An 18,560-nucleotide genomic window follows, 5' to 3' on the forward strand; every position below is an offset into this window, starting at 1 on the left:
CCACCGCCCGAAGCCCCACCCCCCGGAGCGATGTCAGAGCTGCAAGGCATCCTGGACAATCTCATCTCCATGCTGAAGCCGCCGCCTCCAACGTCCAATGAAGCCACCAAGCTCCTGGACGCAGCCCGGAGGACGCGTGAGCGCACGGGCAAGCCCTTCACGGGAAGCGAGCTGGACTTCATCGGACACCTGGAAAAAACCTGCTACGACGCGGGGTTCGAGTTCTCGCGGGAGTTGCTCGAGACCACGTACCTGTCGCTGAAGGTGCGCCCCTTCGTGGTGCTAGCGGGCCCCTCCGGCGTCGGAAAGTCCGCGCTCGCGCAGCTCATGTTCGGAGCCTGTGGCGGGTCACTCGACGGACAAGATGCCCTGCGGCTCGCGGTGGAGGCGAACTGGACCGACAGCCGCTTCCTCTTTGGTCGCCGGGATGCCCACGGCTTCCAGCCCACCCGCTTCTACCAGATGCTGCGAGACGCGCCGTCGGACCGCCTCTACCATGTGCTTCTGGACGAGATGAATCTCGCCCATGTCGAGTACTACTTCGCGCAGTTCCTCTCCGCCATGGAAAGCGATGGGCAGCTCTGGGTCCACGAGGACGGGGCCAGGACCGAGCCCATCCAACTGCCCATGAGTGACAACGTCTCGCTGCTGCGTCTCTATGGGACCATCAACGTCGACGAAAGCACGCAAGTTCTCAGCGACAAGGTCGTGGACCGCGTCAACGTCATCGAGGTCGAGGCGCAGGCGCCCAAGGAACGCATCCCCTCATCACGCAAGCGCATGCGAAGCGCTCCGGAATTCCACCTGTCCCTCGAAACGCTTCGGGAATGGCAGAAGGCCGAGGAGATGCTGGAGGTCCCGGAAGAGGTTCGCGAGATCTGGGAGGTCATGGCCCGCCGCGAGGCGGCCCCCCAGGACGCCGCCGCCGAGGGCCCCTCCAAGGAGACGAAGCAGGTAAGGCTGTCCATCCCCATTGGCCACCGCATCATCCAGGACATCGCCCTCTTCGTTCACTACGCGGAACGCCTGAAGGGCACCGTGGGGCGCAAGGACGCCATCGACCTCCAGGTCCAGCAGCGAATCCTCCCGAAGATCCGAGGCGACGTGCGCCTGAATGAGATGCTCGAGGAGCTCGCCACGGTTCTGAAGAAACACCAACTCCACCGCTCCGCCCGCCGTCTGGATCGAATGCTCAAGCAGCTCGGATTCGAGCAGTTCGTCACCTTCTGGGCCTAGCCATCATGAGCGAGCTGTACTTGCAGGTGAAGAAGGACAGTGACGCCGACTGGACCCCTCTCCAGCCAGGCGTCAAGACGTATGAGGTGCCGGAAAATGAGGGCATCCAGCTCGAACTGGTCGGGCGCAACGCGCATCTCCTGGAGCCCAAGCACCTGAAGTGCAGGGGGACGATACGTCAGCTCGAAGCTGGCAAGGCCCACTTCATCTGGACGCCCTTCGCGGACATGGGAAAGGTGGCCTATGGCTCGCTCCACCTGCGCATCACGCCTCCCCAGTCACAGCAACCCTTTGTCGAGTTCTTCGTCCGCATCGTCCCCAGTCGTCTGAATCAGGAGCAGTGGGCCTCTCTGTTCGAGGACGTGCGTCTGGTGGCGGACTCGCTCGTCAATGACTGGTTGAGTTCCGAGCACCCGCACGTGGGGGGGCTGGCACATCGGTCGCCCAGGTTCTCGCCTGCCACGGCCATGGCCCAGATGGAGCAGGAATGGGAGGAGTTCGCTGGAAGCCTCGGCCGCATCACGCGGGCCCCACGTGCCGAATTCCGTCCTCCCCCACCCCAACGACCACAAGGAGACGAGAACGGACTGCCCGAACCCATCCGACATACGGACATCTACGAGAACCAGTTGGTGGCCATGACGGTCGAGCGCCTTATCGCCACCCTGAATCACATCCGTCGACGCGCGGAAGCAACAATGAGGAACGCGGACTCGATCCGCGAGAGCTACAAGGACGTCCGTTATTACAGTAATCAAGGGAAGGAGAAGGTGGAACGACCGCACCCCGCCATGCAGGAAGCGCAGGAACTGCATGAGCACAGCAAGCGGATGGCGGACACCGCGCGGGATCGCGCCCTGTTCCTCGAACGCACGCGGAGCAAGCTGCCCGGGCCTCGTCATGCGGCGATGACGCGAGGCCGTATCCCCCATGTCACCCCCAGCATCCGGCACCACCCCGACTACTTCCGGGTCATCCGCTGGCACAGGGCCTTCGGCCACCAACAACTGGCTTTCTCCAGTCAAGAACTGCTCAGTGCCCTGGGATCCCGGCGAGCATCCACGCTCTACGAATACTGGTGCATCCTCGCGATCTTCTCCGCCCTGCGCGCACTCGGATACACCCCCCGCTTCCGACTCTCGGAGTTGATCCGCGAGGACATCTTCGAACTGGAATTGCGGCGAGACAGCCCCATTGTCTTCACGCGCGAGGAAGACCAGGAGACGCTCACCTTATGGTACGAGCGCCCAGCCCACTACCACCCCAGGTTTCCCAAAGGGGCCAAAGTCAATCCCTGGGAGAAGGAAGTTCCCGCCCACGCCCACGAAACGCCCAGCGGCCTCTACTCCCGCCAGGGACCGAGGGAGCCTGACTTCTGGTTTGAACTCCGGCGTGGCGACCAGCTGGCTGTCGCCGTGGGGGATGCCATCTTCACCGAAGGGATCGACACCAGCGCGCAGACAGCCGCCGAGGACATCAAGAAGAAGATAGGCAAGGTCACGGAGTATTCTCAGCTGCTCGTCCTGATCGATTCGGGCAAGGCTTGGTTCCCCATCAAACAGGGGCTGGTCGTCTTCTGCGGACAATTCGAGACCCTTGAGCATATTGAGGCCATCAACTCCGCTGGCCACATTCTGTTGCCCTTGCGCCCACAGCCCCTCGAGTCACGGGACGGGCACCAGACGGCGGTTCCACTCGACCCCCGGAGTGTCCAGGTCCTCGGCGAGTTCCTGGAGAACCTGAGAATGTCCCTGGCGCCCATGAAGCCAGCGGCCCCGTGAATCACTTCCGACACGAGCCAACAGACGGGGGCGGGTCGGGAGGAAGGGTTGAACAGGCTCAGCCCACCTTGAATTGGCCTTCGCGCTCCTGATCAAAACGCACGAGCGCCTGGACGATGTCCTCCTGCGAGTCCGTGAGCAGCAGGTGGCGCGCGTACTCGTGCCCCCGCGCCAGGTGCTCCAGCAGCGGATACACCGGTCGGGTCTGCGTCCAGAACTCGCGGCCCAGGAAGAGCATCGGGCTGATGATGCCCACCGTGTTGTAGTGGTTCTGGCAGGCGTCCTGGAAGATCTCCTGCACGGTGCCGGCGCTGCCGGGGGAGTAGACGACGCCGCCCCGCGCGATGGTGAGCAGGCCCTCCTCGCGCACGCTGTTGGCGAAGTACTTGGCGATGCGCGTGGCGAACGGATTGGGCGGTTCGTGACCATAGAGCCAGGTCGGAATGCCCAGGCTGTCCCCCAGGGCGCGGTCCTCGTCGCGCATCGGCCAGGCCGCGCGCACCTCGAAGGCCCGAGCCAGCCATTCACGGTCCTTGTAGGACGGGGCCTGGGACAGCAGCGCGAGCGCCGCGTCCAGGTCGCCATCACTCCGCCCGGCGAACCACGCGCCCAGGTGCGTGGCTTCCATGGCGCCCGGACCGCCACCGCTCACCAGGAAGAAGCCCCGGCGCGCCAGGGCACGGGCCAGCTCCGCCACGGAGCGGTAGTCCGGAGCGCCGCGCAGCATGGAGTGTCCGCCCATGATGGCCACGACCCTGCGGGGCCGGCCCTCGTGCTGGAGCACATCTTCCAGGGCATCGCTGATGGCGTGGTCGTGCAGCCGCTGCGCCAGGGTCTCCAGCAGGGACGGAGGGTTCGCCCCGCCGCGCGAGTTCCAGTGCGCGTAGATGCGGGCATCCGGCGTATCCGCATAGGTGTCGGGGTGCGCGGGGTCGAAGCCCGCGTACAGCTCCTCCGGCGTGTAGAGACTGCCCCGGTAGGGCGAATAGGGCAGGCCCGAGAACGGCGGGAACACCATGGCGCCCTGCTCCACCACCCGCAGCAGGGTCTTCGCGTCCAAGAGGCAGCCCAGGAAGACGGTGCCGGTAAGGTCCGAGCGCAGCAGCGCGTCGCTCCACGCCGTCAGGTCCAGGCCCTGGAGGATGACGTTGGCGAGGCTCCGGCCTCCGGCCAGGTGCTGCTCGAACGCCGTGAGGTCTTCCAGCTCCATCATGTGAACGCCCCGCGAGGAAGGGTGGAACCGCCGGGCGCATCTTCGGACCATTCGCGACGAACGCCCACTGCGCTGTCATGCCCCGACGCGCCGCCGTGAACCCACCACCACCCCCAACCCACCGAGCACCGACAGGGCCAGCCCCACGCGGAAGCTCCAGGGCCGGTAGTCGAAGCGGACGACATGGGAACCCCGAGCCACGCGCACGGCCCGCACGATGAGGTTCGCGCGGTGCACGGGCACCTCCGTCCCATCCACCGTCGCGACCCAGCCCGGGTGGTGGCTGTCGCTGACGACCAGGTAGCTGTCGTCACACGCCTCCACCTTCAACTCCAGACGCTGCGCACCATGCCGCTCAAGGCTCACCGAGCCCGAACACCGGGGCCGCTCCAGCGGTTCGCCGGAGGCCAGGAAGACGGTGTCCCGGAAGGGCTGGGCCGGATCGCTCACCGCTTCGAGTGCCTGCGCATCCGTCACCACCCGGGCGCGCTGCACCAGGAAGGCCTGGGGCAGCGCGGTGTTCGTGCGCGACAACGTCGTGCCGTCCTCCACCTTGGAGAGCAGCTCCAGGTCCTCGAAGGGCGGCGGGCCCCAGCGCACGTAGTGCGTGATGCCCACGAGGTCGTAGATGCTCCGCTTCCCCGCGAGGTGGAACTCGTCCCAGAACAGCGGCTCCGGTGCACCGTTGCCCTCCAACGCGGGCAGGCGCTCCTCCACGAAGCGGTTGGGCATCAGCCGGTCCAGACTGCGCTCGATGGTGTTCGTCGCCACGCCCAGGGTCGGATCCGCGGGCCCATCGACGTCCGTGCTGATGCGCCCCTCGAAGGGCTGGGGAAGAAAGGGCCTCATCGTAAGGGGCCGCAGCAACGGCTCGAGCGGCGTGTACGTAGGAACCCCCAGCAGCGAATGCGCCGCCGCCAGTTCCAGCACCGCGAGCGCCGCCAGTCCGTACCGGACCCGCCGGGGCCTCGCGAAGGACTTGAGCGGCAGGAACACGCAGAGCACCGCCAATCCCAGACACAAAGGCACCCACGGGGCCCCCGCCTCCGCCGAGGCTCGCATGGGCAGCAGGCGCACCACCGGTCCAATGGCAGCAATGGCCCCGACCATCCCGACGAAGGCCACGGTCGCGCGGAGACGGGAGGGACGAATGCGCCGCGCAAGCCTCCCCGCCGCGTCCAGCCCGAAGGCGGAGAGCACCGCGAGACAGAACGCGGCCCCCACGAAGTACTTCGCCGGATAGCGGAACAGGGAGAAGGGAGGCAGGACCTGGAGCACCCAGGCCGCGGGCGCGAAGTTCCGGCCCAGGCTCAGCAACACCAGTCCCAGCGCCCCCACCGCGAAGGGCCGCGCGCGCCGGGGCCCCCGGATGGCGCCCAGCACCGCGAGCGCGCAGGACACGGTGCCCAGGAACAGGGTGAGGATGAACCACTGGTCCTCGCCCCAGTACTTCCCCCGGGGCCAGTCCGCGAGCGGCCACAGCGCGGACAGCACCTGCGGCCATGACATGGACCAGGTGAGCTGCCCGGCCCAGTCCCGCTGCATGCGCGACGAATTCCGGGCCAGCTCCGCGGTCGGCAGCAGCGCCACCGCCGCCAGCACCGCCGACAACGCGAACCCTCCCGCCACGCGCGCCACCGCCACCGCGCGCGCCCGCATCACCTGCCGCGAACCGGCCCCCGCCACCAGCACCGCGACCAGCCCCTGCCACAGCGTCGTCTCCGGCGAGCCCGTGAAGAGCGACAGCGCGGAGTAGACAGCGAGCCGGAGCACCGGTCCCCGCCCAGGGCGCCGTGTGACGTCATACGCGGCCCCCAGGATGAAGCCGCTCCACGCGGCGGCATCGACGACGTTCTGCTGGGTGCCCAGTCCCGTCATCATCGGCGACAGGCCGAACATCGCCCCCGCCACCAGGGACGCGGGCCACGACGCCCGCAACCTCCGGCACAGGAGGAACACGCCCACCGCCGCGAGCACCGCGTGCCCCACCTGCATCACCGTCATCGACACGATGGGGCCGGCCAGCAGCACCGCCGCCCAGCGCGGCGGGTAGTACACCTGCGAATAGAGCGTCGCCGCGAACGGCTGGCCCAGCCGGAGGTAGGGATTCCACAGGGGCACTTCGCCCGCGCGCAGCGACTCCAGCAGGAAGGCCGAGTCCGGGAAGAAGATGCGGAACACATCCCGGCTCGCGAGCACCTGTCCGCGCAGCACCGGGCTGTACACGAAGGCGAGCATCGCCAGCAGCCCGACGGCGGTGAGAACCCCTGCCCTGCTTCGCTTTCGCGGCGCCGTCATGGATGCATCGGGGTGGCCCGTCCGCGCCCCGCGAGGAAGGAGTCGTCCTCCCGGGTCTGCCCTCGCATGCGGGAGGCCGGGCGGGATGTTGCCCGCATTCCCCGGGAACGCCTAGGACGCAGGCGGGCCCTGGACGCCCAGCATCCGCAGCGACAGCTCCACGTGCAGGTCCGCCAGCATGTCGACGTCGAGCGCGGCGGTGGGCTCGTACCAGTACGGCAGCCGCAGCCCCAGGGTGGAGATCGCCGCCGCCGTCACCCCCGCGTGCGGCACCGAGAACACCCCCTGCGCCCTGCCCCGCTCGATGACCGCGTGCAGCAGGGCCGCGGACTGTTCCCGCAGGGCCAGGGAGGGCGCCGCCAGCTCCGGGGGCAGCGCGTGGATCTCCTCGTTCACCACCACCGCGAGCTGGGGATGGTTCGCGTGCAGCAGCGTGTGCGCCCGGACCAGCGCCCGCAGTTGTTCGACGGGCTCCGAGCCCGCGCCCAGCAGCGCCGCGCGCAGCCCTTCGTGATGCGCCTCGTGGCCCATGCGCACCAGCTCCGCCAGCACGTGTTCCTTGGAAGGAAAGTGCGCGTAGAGCGCGCTGGGCCGCAGCTCCAGCGCCGTCGCCAGGTCCCGGATGGACGCGCCGTGGAAGCCCCGGCTCGCGAAGAGCTGGAGCGCCGCCTCCAGGATGCGACGACGCGTCCCGTCAGGGACCGCCGAGGCCGGAAGGACCGCCTTCTGCGCGCGCAGCCTGGACGGAGGAGGAGGAACGGACATGGGTGGCCTTGCGAAACGAACGTTCGTTCAGATAGCCTTCAACGGCATCAGCAACAGCGAAGTCTAACGCACCTCTGAACGGTCGTTCATCCCGATGTGGCCGCCCCCGAGGCTGAAGAGGCCCTGACGATGCCCACGTTTCGCACCCCGGAAGGCGTGACCCTGCACTTCGAGGCGACTGGCGAGGGCACGCCGGTGCTGCTGCTGCACGGGCTGGGTTCCTCGGGGCGCGACTGGGAGGACGTGACGCCGCGCCTCTCCGCGCACCACCACGTCGTCGTCCCGGATGCTCGGGGCCACGGCCACAGCGACAAGCCGGCGGGGGCCTACGGCGTGGCGCTCTTCGCCCGCGACATCGCCGCGCTGTGTGACGGGCTGGACCTGTCGTCGGTGCACATCGTCGGGCTGTCCATGGGCGGGATGATGGGCTTCCAGCTCGCGGTGGACCGGCCGGACCTGGTGCGCAGCCTGGTGGTCATCAACAGCGGGCCGGACATGGTGCCACGCACCCTGCGCCAGCGGTTCGCGTACCTGACGCGCCTGTTGGCGCTGCGGGCGCTGGGGCCCCGGGGGCTGGCGAAGCTCGTGGCGAAGAAGCTGTTCCCCAAGCCGGAGCAGGAGTCCCTGCGGCAGCAGGCGGTGGAGCGACTGGGCGCCAACGCGCCGGACGTCTACCTGCGCGCGACGAAGGGGTTGCTCGGGTGGAGCGTCCTTGCGCGGCTGAAGGAGGTGGCCTGCCCCGTGCTGGTGCTGCACTCCGAACGGGACTACACGCCCCAGGCCCAGAAGCAGGCCTACGTGGACCTGCTCGCGAAGGCCCGGCTCCAGGTGCTGACGGACTCCGGCCATGCCGCGCCGGTGGACCAACCCGGACAGGTCGTCGAGGCGGTGGAGGGCTTTCTCCGGGAAGTCGAAGGCCCCTCGCGCGACGCCCTCCATACGGGCTGAGCGGAACCTCCGGGCTCCGACGCATCCGCAACTTCCCGAGGTCGCATCCCGCGGCCTCGTTGAAGCAGGAGGCAGTCAGATGTCGGTGACTCGGAATGTCGGCGCCCTTTGCCGGGCGGTCGTGGGGTTGTGCGCGCTGTTCGGAGTGCTGGGTGCCAGTCAGGCCCAGGCGGGCTCGTGGGTCCATGGCATCTACAGCGGCAACGGGGGAACCCGGAGCTACCAGCTCTGGGTTCCCACGGGCTACCAGCCCGGGGAGCGGCTCCCGCTGGTCGTCGGGCTCCATGGCTGTCTCCAGAATCCCGACCAGTTCGCCGGACTGGCACGGCTGAATGAGAAGGCGGACCAGGAGAAGTTCCTGGTGCTCTATCCCAATCAGGCCATGCTCGCCAATGGCACCCAGTGCTGGAACTTCATGTTCTCCATCAACCAGGAGCGGGGCGGTCTGGAGCCGTCAGTGATTGTCGGCATGGTGGATTGGGTGAAGGGCCACTACACGGTGGATGAGCGCCGTGTCTACGTGGGGGGCGTCTCCGCTGGCGCGGTGATGTCGACCATCCTGCTGGCCTGCTACTCGGATGTCTTCACCGCGGGCATGGTGGGCGCGGGCGCGATGTACAAGGCGGCCACCACGGCCTCCGGCAGCCTGTTCGCCATGAAGTTTGGCAGCATCTATTCGCCGGATGACCGGGGGTATGACGCCTGGGCCTGCTCCGGCAAGCCGCGCCGGAAGGTGCCGGTGCTCGTCGTCCACGGCACGGCCGACGATGTCGTCAATCCCATCAATGGCACGCAGACGGTGCGCCAGTTCCTCCAGACGAACGACTACGGGGACGACGGCGCGAACAACAACAGCGTGTCGAACTCGCCCACCCAGGTCTACTCCGCCACCTCGCCGGGAGGCCGCAAGTACACGGTGAGGAACTACGTCACCGGCGGCATGCTCCTGGTCCAGCAGTATGAGATTGAGGGCATGGGCCACGCGTGGCCGGGCGGAAACTCCGCCTATCCGTTCGCGGACCCCGCGGGGCCCGACGGCACCACCATCATGTGGGACTTCTTCAAGCAGCACTCGCGCTGAAGTCCCGGACCGCGAGCCCGTGCCACCGTGCCACCACGGTGGCACGGACGCGCTTCGCTCACTCCAGAGCCGAGGGGAACACCGGCAGGGCTTGGAAGTCCTCCGGAGCGTGCTGCACGATGAAGTGTCCGTGCGAGTCCTTCAGCAGGGCCTCCACGCGGGTGATGGAAGCAAGGGTGTCCTCGCGGCTGGTGTTGAACGCGGGCACCCCATGTCGCACCCAGTTCTCACGCGTGTGACAGAGGTCTCCCGAGAGCACCCGGGTCCCCGCCTTCCGGAGCCGGAGCACCAGGGACTGGTGTCCGGGCGTATGGCCCGGAGTGGAGACGATGCGCACGCTGCCATCGCCAAAGACATCAAAGTCCCCCACGAGCAACTGGACCTTCGCGTCACGCCAGGAGGAGAAGACTCCCGGGTCCACGCCCAGGGGGGCTGGCGTCTGGGTCGCCCAGTCGAACTCACGCCGTTGCACCAGCCACGTCGACGCCGTGAACGCATTGGCATTGCCGGCATGGTCGGCATGCAGGTGGGAGAAGCCCACGTAGCGCACGTCCGCGGGCGTCAGTCCCAGCCGGGTGAGCTGCGCGCCCAGGGATGTCTCCAGCCGCAAGCGATTGCCCACGGGATCCTCCGCGCCGCCCGCCTGTCGGGCCAGCGCATCACTCAGCCCCGTGTCCCACAGGAGCGTGCCGCGAGGGTGCTGGATGAGGAAGCAGGGAACGACCAGCTCGCCGGGACGCCCTCCCGGTGGACTGTGGTCCGCGAAGAACCCCATGTCCTTCACGTCGATGTGGCCACAGTCCAGCGCGTAGAGGCGCACGGCGGGAAGGCTCGCGGCCTCCGGTGCTTCGCCAGACACCGGAGAACGGTTCGCGCACGCGCTCGTGAACATCCCGAGGAGGAGCGCGACGAGTCGGATGGGAGGGATTCGGGGCATGCTCAAAAGACCTTCAGGACGGTGTCGACAATCCGCTCCAACCGCGTGGCGTCCTGGGCTGTCTTTCCGAGCACGCGCAGTCCGGTGAGGGTGTTGAGCAGCAGGCTCGCCAGCGCCTCCGCATCCAGGGAGGCCGCCAGTTCGCCGGTGCGCTGCCCCTCCTCGATGACGGCCAGGAACGCCGCCTCGGTCTGGTCGAACATGCGCGCGGCCAGCTTCGTGGCGGCCTCATCACGCCCGGCGAGCTCGATGGCGGTGTTGATGGCCATGCAGCCCCGGCGCTCCGGATCCGCGAGGTCCACCCGGATGATGGCCAGCATCAGCCCCCGCAGGCGCTGCCTGGCCGAACCCGGCTGCTTCAGCAACGCGAGCAGCTTCACCGACTCGTGTTCGAGGTAGTGGCGCAGCGCGTGCTCGAAGAGGCCGTGCTTGCTGTCGAAGGTGTTGTACAGGCTGCCCCGGCCCAGCCCCATCCGCTCGCCCAGCTCCTGCGGCGTCGAGCCCGCGTACCCCTTCGTCCAGAAGACCTCCATCGCCTTCTCCACGACGGCCTCGGGCTTGAACTTCCGTGGGCGTGCCATGACGGCCTTCTACGCATTTTGTACCTCCAGGTCAAATACCCCTTCAGGCAGCCGGAAGCGGGCGGGCTGCCACGTCGTCACAGGGGCTTGTCAGGGCTGGATTTCCGTCGCGTCTCTCATCCCCGAAAGGAGCGGTGACCATGACGACGCGCAACGAACTGAACCCGAATCCTCTACCCGACCCGGTCCCCGCTCCCGACAGCCTGGAATGGGCGATCGCCTCCTTCCACGGCAGTCCACCCGGCACCTGACCCCGCCTCCCTGGAACCCAGGGAAGACGCAGGGCCAGAGGCCGGGCTCCCGAGGGGGGACCCGGCCTCAGTCATGTCCGGGTCCTCCCTCGATGCTCCACTTCACATCGGGACGTAGCTCAGTCTGGTCAGAGCGCGCGCCTCGGGCGCGCGAGGTCGCTGGTTCGAATCCAGTCGTCCCGACTTCTCTCAGCATCACGCCGGGGTAGCCCAATCTTGGTAGAGGCGCCGCGCTCAGAACGCGGAGGTTGCGGGTTCGAATCCCGCTCCCGGCAACGCCGTCACGCAACACCTTCCAGGATGGCTCAATGGCAGAGCACGCGGCTGTTAACCGCAGGGTTGGGGATTCGAGTCCCTCTCCTGGAGCTACTTGAAGGGCCCTACCAACTGGTAGGGCCCTTTTTGTTTAACACGGGCCTCGCGATGACATCGCGGGGCCTTCGTGCTTAAGCCGCTGAATCCCAAGGGATTTTGCCTCGCGGTGCTGAAGAGGGCGCTCTCAGCCCTCTTCCCCAGAGAGCAAGACGCGCCCTCCTCTCCGCCGCCGATTGGGCTCTCTGGACCGCTCTTTCACCCGTTTTGGGGAGAGAGAGGCCGAGAGTGGTTAACAGTTTTGTTAACCACTTCGGACCACCGATTCTGACAATCCCTGGCTTTCGATGTCGTACCTTCCAGGGTTACGCCATTTCCCTCTTTCAGAATGCCGAAATGGGCGACCTGTTAACCGAGAGAGCGAAAAAGGGCTCGCCGTTACTCGGTATCCCCGATTTCGTCGTGCGGCGCAGACTCTCCGAGACGGCTCTCAGACTGCCTTGGCCGAGTCTTCGGCCCCCGGAAGCTACCGGCCGGAGCACCCGTCCAGAGCCTCCCGAGAAACTTCGAGAGCCCCAAGACTCCGCAGAGCACCCGCCCCTCTCGGGGCTTCACGGTGCTGCTGCGGGCCCCACGGGAGGGTCAATCCTCCAGCGGCTTGGGTGGCTTGGGCGGCGCTGCCGGCTTACCGGGCTTGCCTTGCTTGGCGTCGGTCGTGGCCGCCACAGGTGCTGAGGCGGTGACGGCCTTCTCGCTGGCCGGCAGTTCATCCACGGCCTTGAAGATGGTCTGAGGCTCGACCCGCCCACCCGAATCGTCGTCCTTGAGAACGTGCCGCTCGCCGTCCTTGCCCACCAGGATGACCTTGGTCCCGCTGCTGGCACCCAGCTTCAGTTCGCGGATCAGCGCCATGGTGGTCTGTTGATCGAGGGGCTTGTCTTCGCGTTTGCCGAGCATGCTGGCGACGGTGAAGAGCACCAGGCTGCGTTCCTTGAAGGCGGCCTGGGTAGCCGGATCCATCAGCGCTTCGTTCAGCCCTCGTAAGGTCGGGTCGGCGGCACTGGGCGCGATGATGACCAATGGCCGTGACTTGCCCAGCTCCTGGGCCAGGGGTGCGTCGCTGTCGGCAGCGAGAACGGGGCCGGCGACAATGAGCAAGGCAGCGAGGGTCAGTGACCGGACGAGCATGCGCATCTCCTTAAATGTTCCCGAATCTCAGTGACTACAGCTCCTGGCGAAAGATCCGACACGGGCGCGTAAGCCATCCGCACCGCCGAGTGGTCCACTCAATTCCTCTCCGGAGAGGCGGCCTTGCCGGCGTTCGGGTCGAGTTGCTTGGTCATGTCTTCGAGCAGCTTGTTGACCACCGGAACGGCAGGCTCGAGGCTCTGTTGAGTCAGCTTGGCTGACAGCTGGGTGACCTTGGGCATCTCGCGCAGGACTTTCTTGCCCAGCGGCGACTCGTAGAACTTGACCAACTCATGCAGCTCGCTCTCGGTGAAGGTTGCCGTGTACAGGTCGACCATTTGCGGCCTGAGCTTTCTCCAGCCGATGGCGTTGTCCAGGGCAGCGTTGGCCTTGGCCTGGTAGCTGTCGAGGACGGACTTCTTCGAGGGAGGCGCCTTGGTCTCCGCGAAGCGCTGGTCGAACATCTGCTGGACCTGTATGTACACCGCAGTGCCTTGATTGTGGGCATGGGTCAGGGTCAGGAATTTCTCGGCAGCGGCGTTATGGCTGGCGGTGGCAGCAAGTACCTGGCCACTGGCACATGCCAGTGCGACGGCGACACAGAGGACACGGAGACGGGTCATTGCAATTCCTTCATGAAAGGGAGGCGGATACCTCAGCGTAGAGCCTCCTTCGGCGTGGCAGGCATTGTCCTCAGGTGGCAAGACGAGCAATGGAACCGCACTTTCAAATCAGGACCCAAAGTGCGGTTTCAAACCCGCAGAGGAGTGAGCGAGGCATGAGCCGTATCGAGACGGACAGTCTGGGCCCGGTCGAAGTTTCAGAGGACGTCTACTGAGGCGCGCAGACCCGGCGTTCGCTATTCAGCGGCGCCATTGGCAAGGAATGCATGCCGACGCGTCTTCTCCGCGCCAACGAAACGCTCGCTCAGTGGATTGACATTCTCTTCAAGCCACTCTCTCCGACGTGCTTCAAGAACCCGTCAACGCTCCTCGCTCGTCCCCGGTAGGACTGGCCCGGGGGCAGAGACAACATAAGGCAAGCACTGGGATAGAATCCTTCACCGGAAGAGAAGGAAGGCCGTAGGGGCCGATGTGCTCTCTCCCTGGTCACTCGTCCGCCGATGAGAGGCGGTACCCGCAGAATCCCCAGAGGCTGCATTCGGTACCGGAGCGTCGAATTCGACATCGAGCTTCCGATAGGCCGTCAGCTTCGTCTCCGCGCGGCCCCCCACTCCCGGAACTCTCAACTTCTGCAGGTCGTAGCTCCCAGACCGATGCGGCAGCTTGATGAACCGCTTGGCGAGCTGCTTGATCTCATCAGAGAACTGACCGGCGACGCCGCCCACCCCGCCTCCTCCTACTCCCGAAGCCAGCAACATCTTCCAGTCCACTGTCCCCGTCTTCGCCAGCTCCAGCGTGCTGCCCTCAAAGGTGCTCTCGACGGCACCACCGACGAAGCCCGCCAGGGCCTTGCTGGCCGTGGCCAGACGGCCGGTCTCCCCTGCGAACTTTTTGGCCAGTGCCACACCGCCCTGGGTCACGGAACTACCGAGGGCCCCCGCCACAGCCCCCAAACCGATGTCTATGCCCAGGTTCTTGTTGAAGAACTGCTCGGGCCCCCAGTCGTTCTCGCCCCACGAGTTTCCAATCGCAGAGACTGCGTTGCTGGCAATGGCCCCGGCGACTCCGGCGGTGGCGGCGATGCCAACGTTGACTGCGCCGGTGACGAGGGTGCTCGAGCCGGCGATGAGCCCCGCTGTCGCGCCACTCAAGGCGCCAGCGGTGGCGACGGTCGCGGCGATGCCCACCACGACGGCGGCCCCCATGGTCAGCCATTGCCACCAGGCCGCGTTCCCGGAGGGGTCGACCAGCATGATGGGATTCCCCGAGCAATAGCTGTAGCGATTGAACATCACCGCGCTGTCACGTGAGAGGAATCGCATGAGCTGGGGGTCGTAGTAGCGCGCACGCAGGTAATAGAGCCCCGACTCCGAATCCCGATACTCGCCAGCGAAACCGAAAGGGTTGTCCTGGATCCGGAAGCTCCCGGGGTCGTTCCCGCCCGTCGAAGCGTCGAGCTCGCCATAGGCGCTGAAGCGACTTCCCGAGAGCGTCTGCCCCAGGAGGCTGGCCACCACGTGGCCCTGGTCGTGGACGAGTGCCTGCACGCCGCTGCCTTCCACGCGCCGGGTGAACCGGACCGCTCCCGAGAGCTGATAGCTGGCGCTCGTCGAGCCCTGGACCTCGTTGACGAGGTTCGGCACCGGATTCTGGTCGTAGAAGTAGTTCACTGGCGTGGCTGCCGATTCCTGCTTACTCGCCCGAAGTCCGTCGGGATGGTAGGTGTACGAGAACCGAGCGCCCGCGGCCTCGAACGCGGTGAGCTGGCCCAGCACGTTGTAGCGAAAGGCCCGCCCCGTCCCGTCCTCGACCAGGTTGCCATTGCTGTCATAGCGCAGGGGCCGCTCCGGGGTGCCAGACGCCTGGACGGCGACCAGCTTGTTGTCCGCGTCGTACTGGAAGGTGGTGGCCTCCTCCCCCTCCGGTGGGCGGCGAACCGTGCGCTCCACCACGTTGCCTGCCGCGTCGTAGGCATAGGTCCGGCGCGTGAGAAGCCCTCCCTCTGGTGCCGATACCTCCTCCTGGGTGAGCTGGCCGATGCCGTTGTACTGGTAGGCGACATGGTGATTCAGGCTCGGGTCCCGCGGGGCATGGGGGGAGGAGAGAACCTTGTGGGTGAGGTTGCCCGTGGTGTCGTCATACGCGTAGGTGATGTGCACCAACGCGTCGGCGGCGGAGAGCGCCGGGGAACGAGCCGTGGCGGCACCGATGCGACCGAAGCCATCGTATTCGTAGGTGACGGACACGCCGTTGGCGAAGGAGACTGACTTGACCTTGCCACTGTGCGCTGGAGCCTCGGACCGGGTGTAGTGGGAGAACGTCACGGCGTCGGTGGTGCCCGTCGCGGGGCCCATCGAAAGCAACTGACCGTTCGCGGTGTATCGGAAGTGGGTCACGACGCCCGCCGCGTCGGTGAAGCGGGCCAGCAACCGGGTCTCAGGCTCGTACTGCCACTGCATCTGCCGGTCTCCCGGCTGGTAGCGGGCGGAGGTCACCTTGCCATCGACCTGGTAGGTGTATTCGATTCGGCCCTGGGGCTGGTCGTCCACCTGGTGCTCAATGGACAGCAGGCGGTGGGTGGCGGCGTCGTGGCTGTACTCGAATCGCTGCCGCGTCCCGGCATCAGAAAACGTCTTGCGGACGAGGGCACCGGCGGCGTCGTACTCATGCCGGAACGTGTTGCCCGCGAAGTCCGTCTGGGTCTCCAGGTTGCCGTTCGCGTCGTACGAGAAGGCCTCGCTCTGGCCCAGGGAATGGACTGACTGGACGAGGAGCCCCGTCGCGTCGTGTCGATAGGTCGGGCCCTCGGCGGACACCCTGCCGCGTGCATCGGTCAGGGTCTTGGTCGTGCGAATCACGTTGCCAAGCAGGTCCCGCTCGTCGGTCCGGACCACCGTCGTCCCATCGCCGCCCTTCACCTCGGTCTTCCACTCATCGCCCAGGACGTCGCGGTGAAACCGCCGACTGAGGCCTGACGTCGAGACGTCTCCCAGTTGCGTGAAGACGACGCGACCCTGACCGTCATGGCCTGTCGTGGTGACCCTGGGGCTCCCTGGCGAAGCGGGGAACACCTCCTCCTTGAGGACGTTGCTGTGGTCGTCGAAGTGAAGCGTCCGGGTCCGGATGCCGTTGTAGGACTCGGTCTGGGTGCCGGCCACGTCGTCATACTCATGGGAACGGACGTTCCCCAGCGCGTCGGCGAGCTGGCTCAGCCGCCCCCGAGGGTCATAGGCGTGGGTGAGAACCGAGCCGTCGCCCAGGATTCCCTGCTCACGGGCGAGACGGCCCAAGGAGTCGTAGGTGCGAAGGTACAGAGTGCGCTGATCCCCTTGGGGACCGGCATTGTCCGCATGGCTGACCCACTGCCCGAAGCCGTCATGGCGGAGTGTAGCCTGGTAGCCATTGGGATGGTGGATGGTCGTCGTGAAGGCCGCGTCGTCATAGGCCCAGAGGGTGGTGTTTCCCAGCGGCTCGACGGCGCTCGTCTTGCGCCCCAGCGCGTCGTGGGTGAAGCGAGTGGCGTGGCCAGCGGCGTCTGTTTCAGAGAGGGGGAGGCCCGTCGAGGTATCGATGAGCCGGCTCGTGGTGGCCCCGAGCGCATCCGTGTGCTGAACTGTCAGCAGGTGGCGGCGGCTGCTATCATGGAGGTAGGCCGTCCGGCTGTGGGTGTTCGCGGGGACGTGGTCACCGGGCTCGTGCCAAGCGTAGTCCTGACGAGAGACCCGCCCCTGAGAGTCGTACTCATAGCTCGTGCGCCGCGAAGGGCTGAAGCGACCCGACACGACAAAGCCCAGCTCGCTGAGCGCGACGAGGCGTCCATCGGAACTCAGGGTACGAGCGAGGCGGGTGACCACGGGCTGGTCGCTCAACTTCCCCGTGGCGCGGTAGTCGGAAACGTCCTTCTCGAGCTCCTGGCCGAAACGAGGGTCAAAGGAGGTGGATTCCACCTTCTCCAGTTTGAAGTCATCGCCCGGGGACGCGGTGTAACTGCTCGTGCGCGTGACCTGGCCCGCGTCGTTGTAGGTGTTGACCGCCTTGCGCGCGCGGAAGGCCCGCGTGTCGCCAGGATTGTAGGTTCGGGTCTCCACACTCGCGACGAGCTGGTAGTAGGGAGAGAGACTGTTGAAGGGGGGAAAGGTCTGGCCAGCGCCTTCGTCTGGATAGGTATAGAGCCGAGTGGAGATCAAGTCTCCAGGCTGACTACTCGAATACACGTCGGCCTGTAGCTCGAGGTGGAGATTGTTGTAGGTGTGCTGGGTGAGGGTGACGCCGTCGTCGACGGTCGTGGTGTAGCGAAAGAGATTGTCCCGGCTCTCGAGCAGGCTGTCCTCGCCGGCCAAGGTGTACTTCGGATGGCCCGTGTAATTCTGCTTGTTGCCAGCAGGGTCGAAGTCGAACTTCGTCTTCCGCTCCGCGCCCTGGCAGGTGCGGACGAGTTCGGAGACGACGTCGAGGCGCCGTTCTCCCGCAGCGCCCTTGCTGTAGATCAGGCTGTAGGAGAGCGTCGTGATGAACTGGTCGGGGGATGCGATGCGCGACAGCAGGTTGCGCAGCATCTGCCCGCCGTCATAGGTGAACGTGGTCCGCTTTCCGGTCGGGTCCCGGTAGGCCGTCAGCTGACCCGCCGGATTGCACTCGTAGGCAAAACGCAGCGGCTCCTCTTCTCCCTTGGGCAAGGTGACTTCGATGACTTCATCCGAATAATCGAACCAGATCTCCTGTCCGTAGGTGTCGACAATCCTTATCAACCTCGCATCATATGCATCATTGGGCGTGCTGTAATAGAAGAGGATGCGGTTGCCATGGGCATCCGCCCGGGCGATAAGGCGGCCTCGTAGGTCGAAGTATTGACGCTCCCCCTGCAACGAGACGAGGACGTGCAGGTAGCGCTGGCTGCTGTCGTAGGGCAGGGACGGCTGGTCATTGTGCGCTTCCAGCTTCACGTCCTGGAGGCTGTAGTACTTCATCCCCTGGGCCCATCTGGAATCCACGGTGTAGGACTGTTGGCCATTGAGTACGATTTGCCCACCGGCGATGTAGCTCAGCCTATACTGCCAGTTCGTGGGCAGTCCGAGGACGCGCCGGGGTGGGCTGCCGTCGCTCTGCATGTACTCGATGCCGAGGTCGACATCGAGCCCACCAATTCCGGGCAGCACAGGGGCCGCAACGGAAAGCCGCAACTTTCCGGTGCGCTGGTTGACCTCGGGGTGGATCAAGTCACGAAGGTTGTTGGCATTGGAGGGGTCATTGCCCTGGGCCGAGCGCTCAGGGCCCGTCAGGATCTTCTTGCCGTCTTGGCCAGAATTTTCAATTTCATTGGAGGGCGACATTTTCGTATCCTGACGT

Annotated in this window: 12 protein-coding genes and 3 tRNA genes; 7 read left to right on the top strand and 8 right to left on the bottom strand. The window is 66.2% G+C overall.

Annotated features, from left to right (window positions below; genetic code table 11):
* Both D7X74_RS15160 and D7X74_RS15165 read left to right on the top strand, forming a co-directional pair.
* A partial coding sequence (locus D7X74_RS15160; RefSeq protein ID WP_233602107.1) for a hypothetical protein occupies positions 1 to 1,236 on the top strand: 1,236 nt, incomplete at its 5' end.
* A gap of 5 nt (positions 1,237 to 1,241) precedes the next feature.
* On the top strand, positions 1,242 to 3,017 hold the full coding sequence (locus tag D7X74_RS15165) for a nuclease domain-containing protein (protein ID WP_120533678.1): 1,776 nt from the start codon (positions 1,242 to 1,244) through the stop codon (positions 3,015 to 3,017).
* A gap of 58 nt (positions 3,018 to 3,075) precedes the next feature.
* On the opposite strand, the gene D7X74_RS15170 is transcribed toward D7X74_RS15165, so the two are convergent.
* The 3 genes from D7X74_RS15170 to D7X74_RS15180 form a co-directional block, all read right to left on the bottom strand.
* Positions 3,076 to 4,230: an LOG family protein gene (locus D7X74_RS15170; RefSeq protein ID WP_120533679.1), complete on the bottom strand. Its 1,155-nt coding sequence runs from the start codon at positions 4,228 to 4,230 to the stop codon at positions 3,076 to 3,078.
* A 75-nt stretch (positions 4,231 to 4,305) separates the two neighbouring features.
* Positions 4,306 to 6,528 (bottom strand): YfhO family protein, encoded by a 2,223-nt coding sequence (locus tag D7X74_RS15175; RefSeq protein ID WP_120533680.1) that lies wholly within the window; start codon positions 6,526 to 6,528, stop codon positions 4,306 to 4,308.
* A 111-nt stretch (positions 6,529 to 6,639) separates the two neighbouring features.
* A complete protein-coding gene (locus tag D7X74_RS15180; RefSeq protein WP_120533681.1) occupies positions 6,640 to 7,293 on the bottom strand; it encodes a TetR/AcrR family transcriptional regulator in 654 nt (217 codons plus the stop codon).
* Between the two features lie 129 nt (positions 7,294 to 7,422).
* On the opposite strand from D7X74_RS15180, the gene D7X74_RS15185 reads away from it, so the two are divergent.
* Both D7X74_RS15185 and D7X74_RS15190 read left to right on the top strand, forming a co-directional pair.
* Complete coding sequence (locus tag D7X74_RS15185; protein ID WP_120533682.1) at positions 7,423 to 8,241, top strand: alpha/beta fold hydrolase; 819 nt, start codon at positions 7,423 to 7,425, stop codon at positions 8,239 to 8,241.
* Between the two features lie 79 nt (positions 8,242 to 8,320).
* A complete protein-coding gene (locus D7X74_RS15190; RefSeq protein WP_120533683.1) occupies positions 8,321 to 9,322 on the top strand; it encodes a PHB depolymerase family esterase in 1,002 nt (333 codons plus the stop codon).
* A gap of 58 nt (positions 9,323 to 9,380) precedes the next feature.
* On the opposite strand, the gene D7X74_RS15195 is transcribed toward D7X74_RS15190, so the two are convergent.
* Positions 9,381 to 10,259: an N-acyl homoserine lactonase family protein gene (locus D7X74_RS15195; protein ID WP_233602108.1), complete on the bottom strand. Its 879-nt coding sequence runs from the start codon at positions 10,257 to 10,259 to the stop codon at positions 9,381 to 9,383.
* 2 nt (positions 10,260 to 10,261) lie between these two features.
* Positions 10,262 to 10,840, bottom strand: coding sequence for a TetR/AcrR family transcriptional regulator (locus D7X74_RS15200; RefSeq protein ID WP_120533684.1), 579 nt, complete (start codon positions 10,838 to 10,840; stop codon positions 10,262 to 10,264).
* A 359-nt stretch (positions 10,841 to 11,199) separates the two neighbouring features.
* Here D7X74_RS15200 and D7X74_RS15205 point away from each other — a divergent pair.
* The 3 genes from D7X74_RS15205 (at position 11,200) to D7X74_RS15215 (ending at position 11,457) form a co-directional block, all read left to right on the top strand.
* Positions 11,200 to 11,274: transfer RNA gene (locus tag D7X74_RS15205), tRNA-Pro, on the top strand.
* A gap of 16 nt (positions 11,275 to 11,290) precedes the next feature.
* A tRNA-Leu gene (locus D7X74_RS15210) sits at positions 11,291 to 11,366 on the top strand.
* A 19-nt stretch (positions 11,367 to 11,385) separates the two neighbouring features.
* Positions 11,386 to 11,457 (top strand) — tRNA-Asn (locus tag D7X74_RS15215).
* A 588-nt stretch (positions 11,458 to 12,045) separates the two neighbouring features.
* Here D7X74_RS15215 and D7X74_RS15220 read toward each other — a convergent pair.
* From D7X74_RS15220 to D7X74_RS15230, 3 genes are all read right to left on the bottom strand, one after another.
* Positions 12,046 to 12,591: a DUF4174 domain-containing protein gene (locus tag D7X74_RS15220; protein ID WP_120533685.1), complete on the bottom strand. Its 546-nt coding sequence runs from the start codon at positions 12,589 to 12,591 to the stop codon at positions 12,046 to 12,048.
* Positions 12,592 to 12,689: 98 nt separating this feature from the next.
* Entirely contained in the window at positions 12,690 to 13,214 is a 525-nt protein-coding gene (locus tag D7X74_RS15225) for a DUF2059 domain-containing protein (protein WP_120533686.1), read from the bottom strand.
* 437 nt (positions 13,215 to 13,651) lie between these two features.
* Positions 13,652 to 18,544 (bottom strand): RHS repeat-associated core domain-containing protein, encoded by a 4,893-nt coding sequence (locus D7X74_RS15230; protein ID WP_120533687.1) that lies wholly within the window; start codon positions 18,542 to 18,544, stop codon positions 13,652 to 13,654.
* Between the last annotated feature and the right edge of the window lie 16 nt (positions 18,545 to 18,560).

This window comes from Corallococcus sp. CA047B, assembly GCF_003612065.1.
Classification (GTDB): Bacteria; Myxococcota; Myxococcia; order Myxococcales; family Myxococcaceae; genus Corallococcus; species Corallococcus praedator.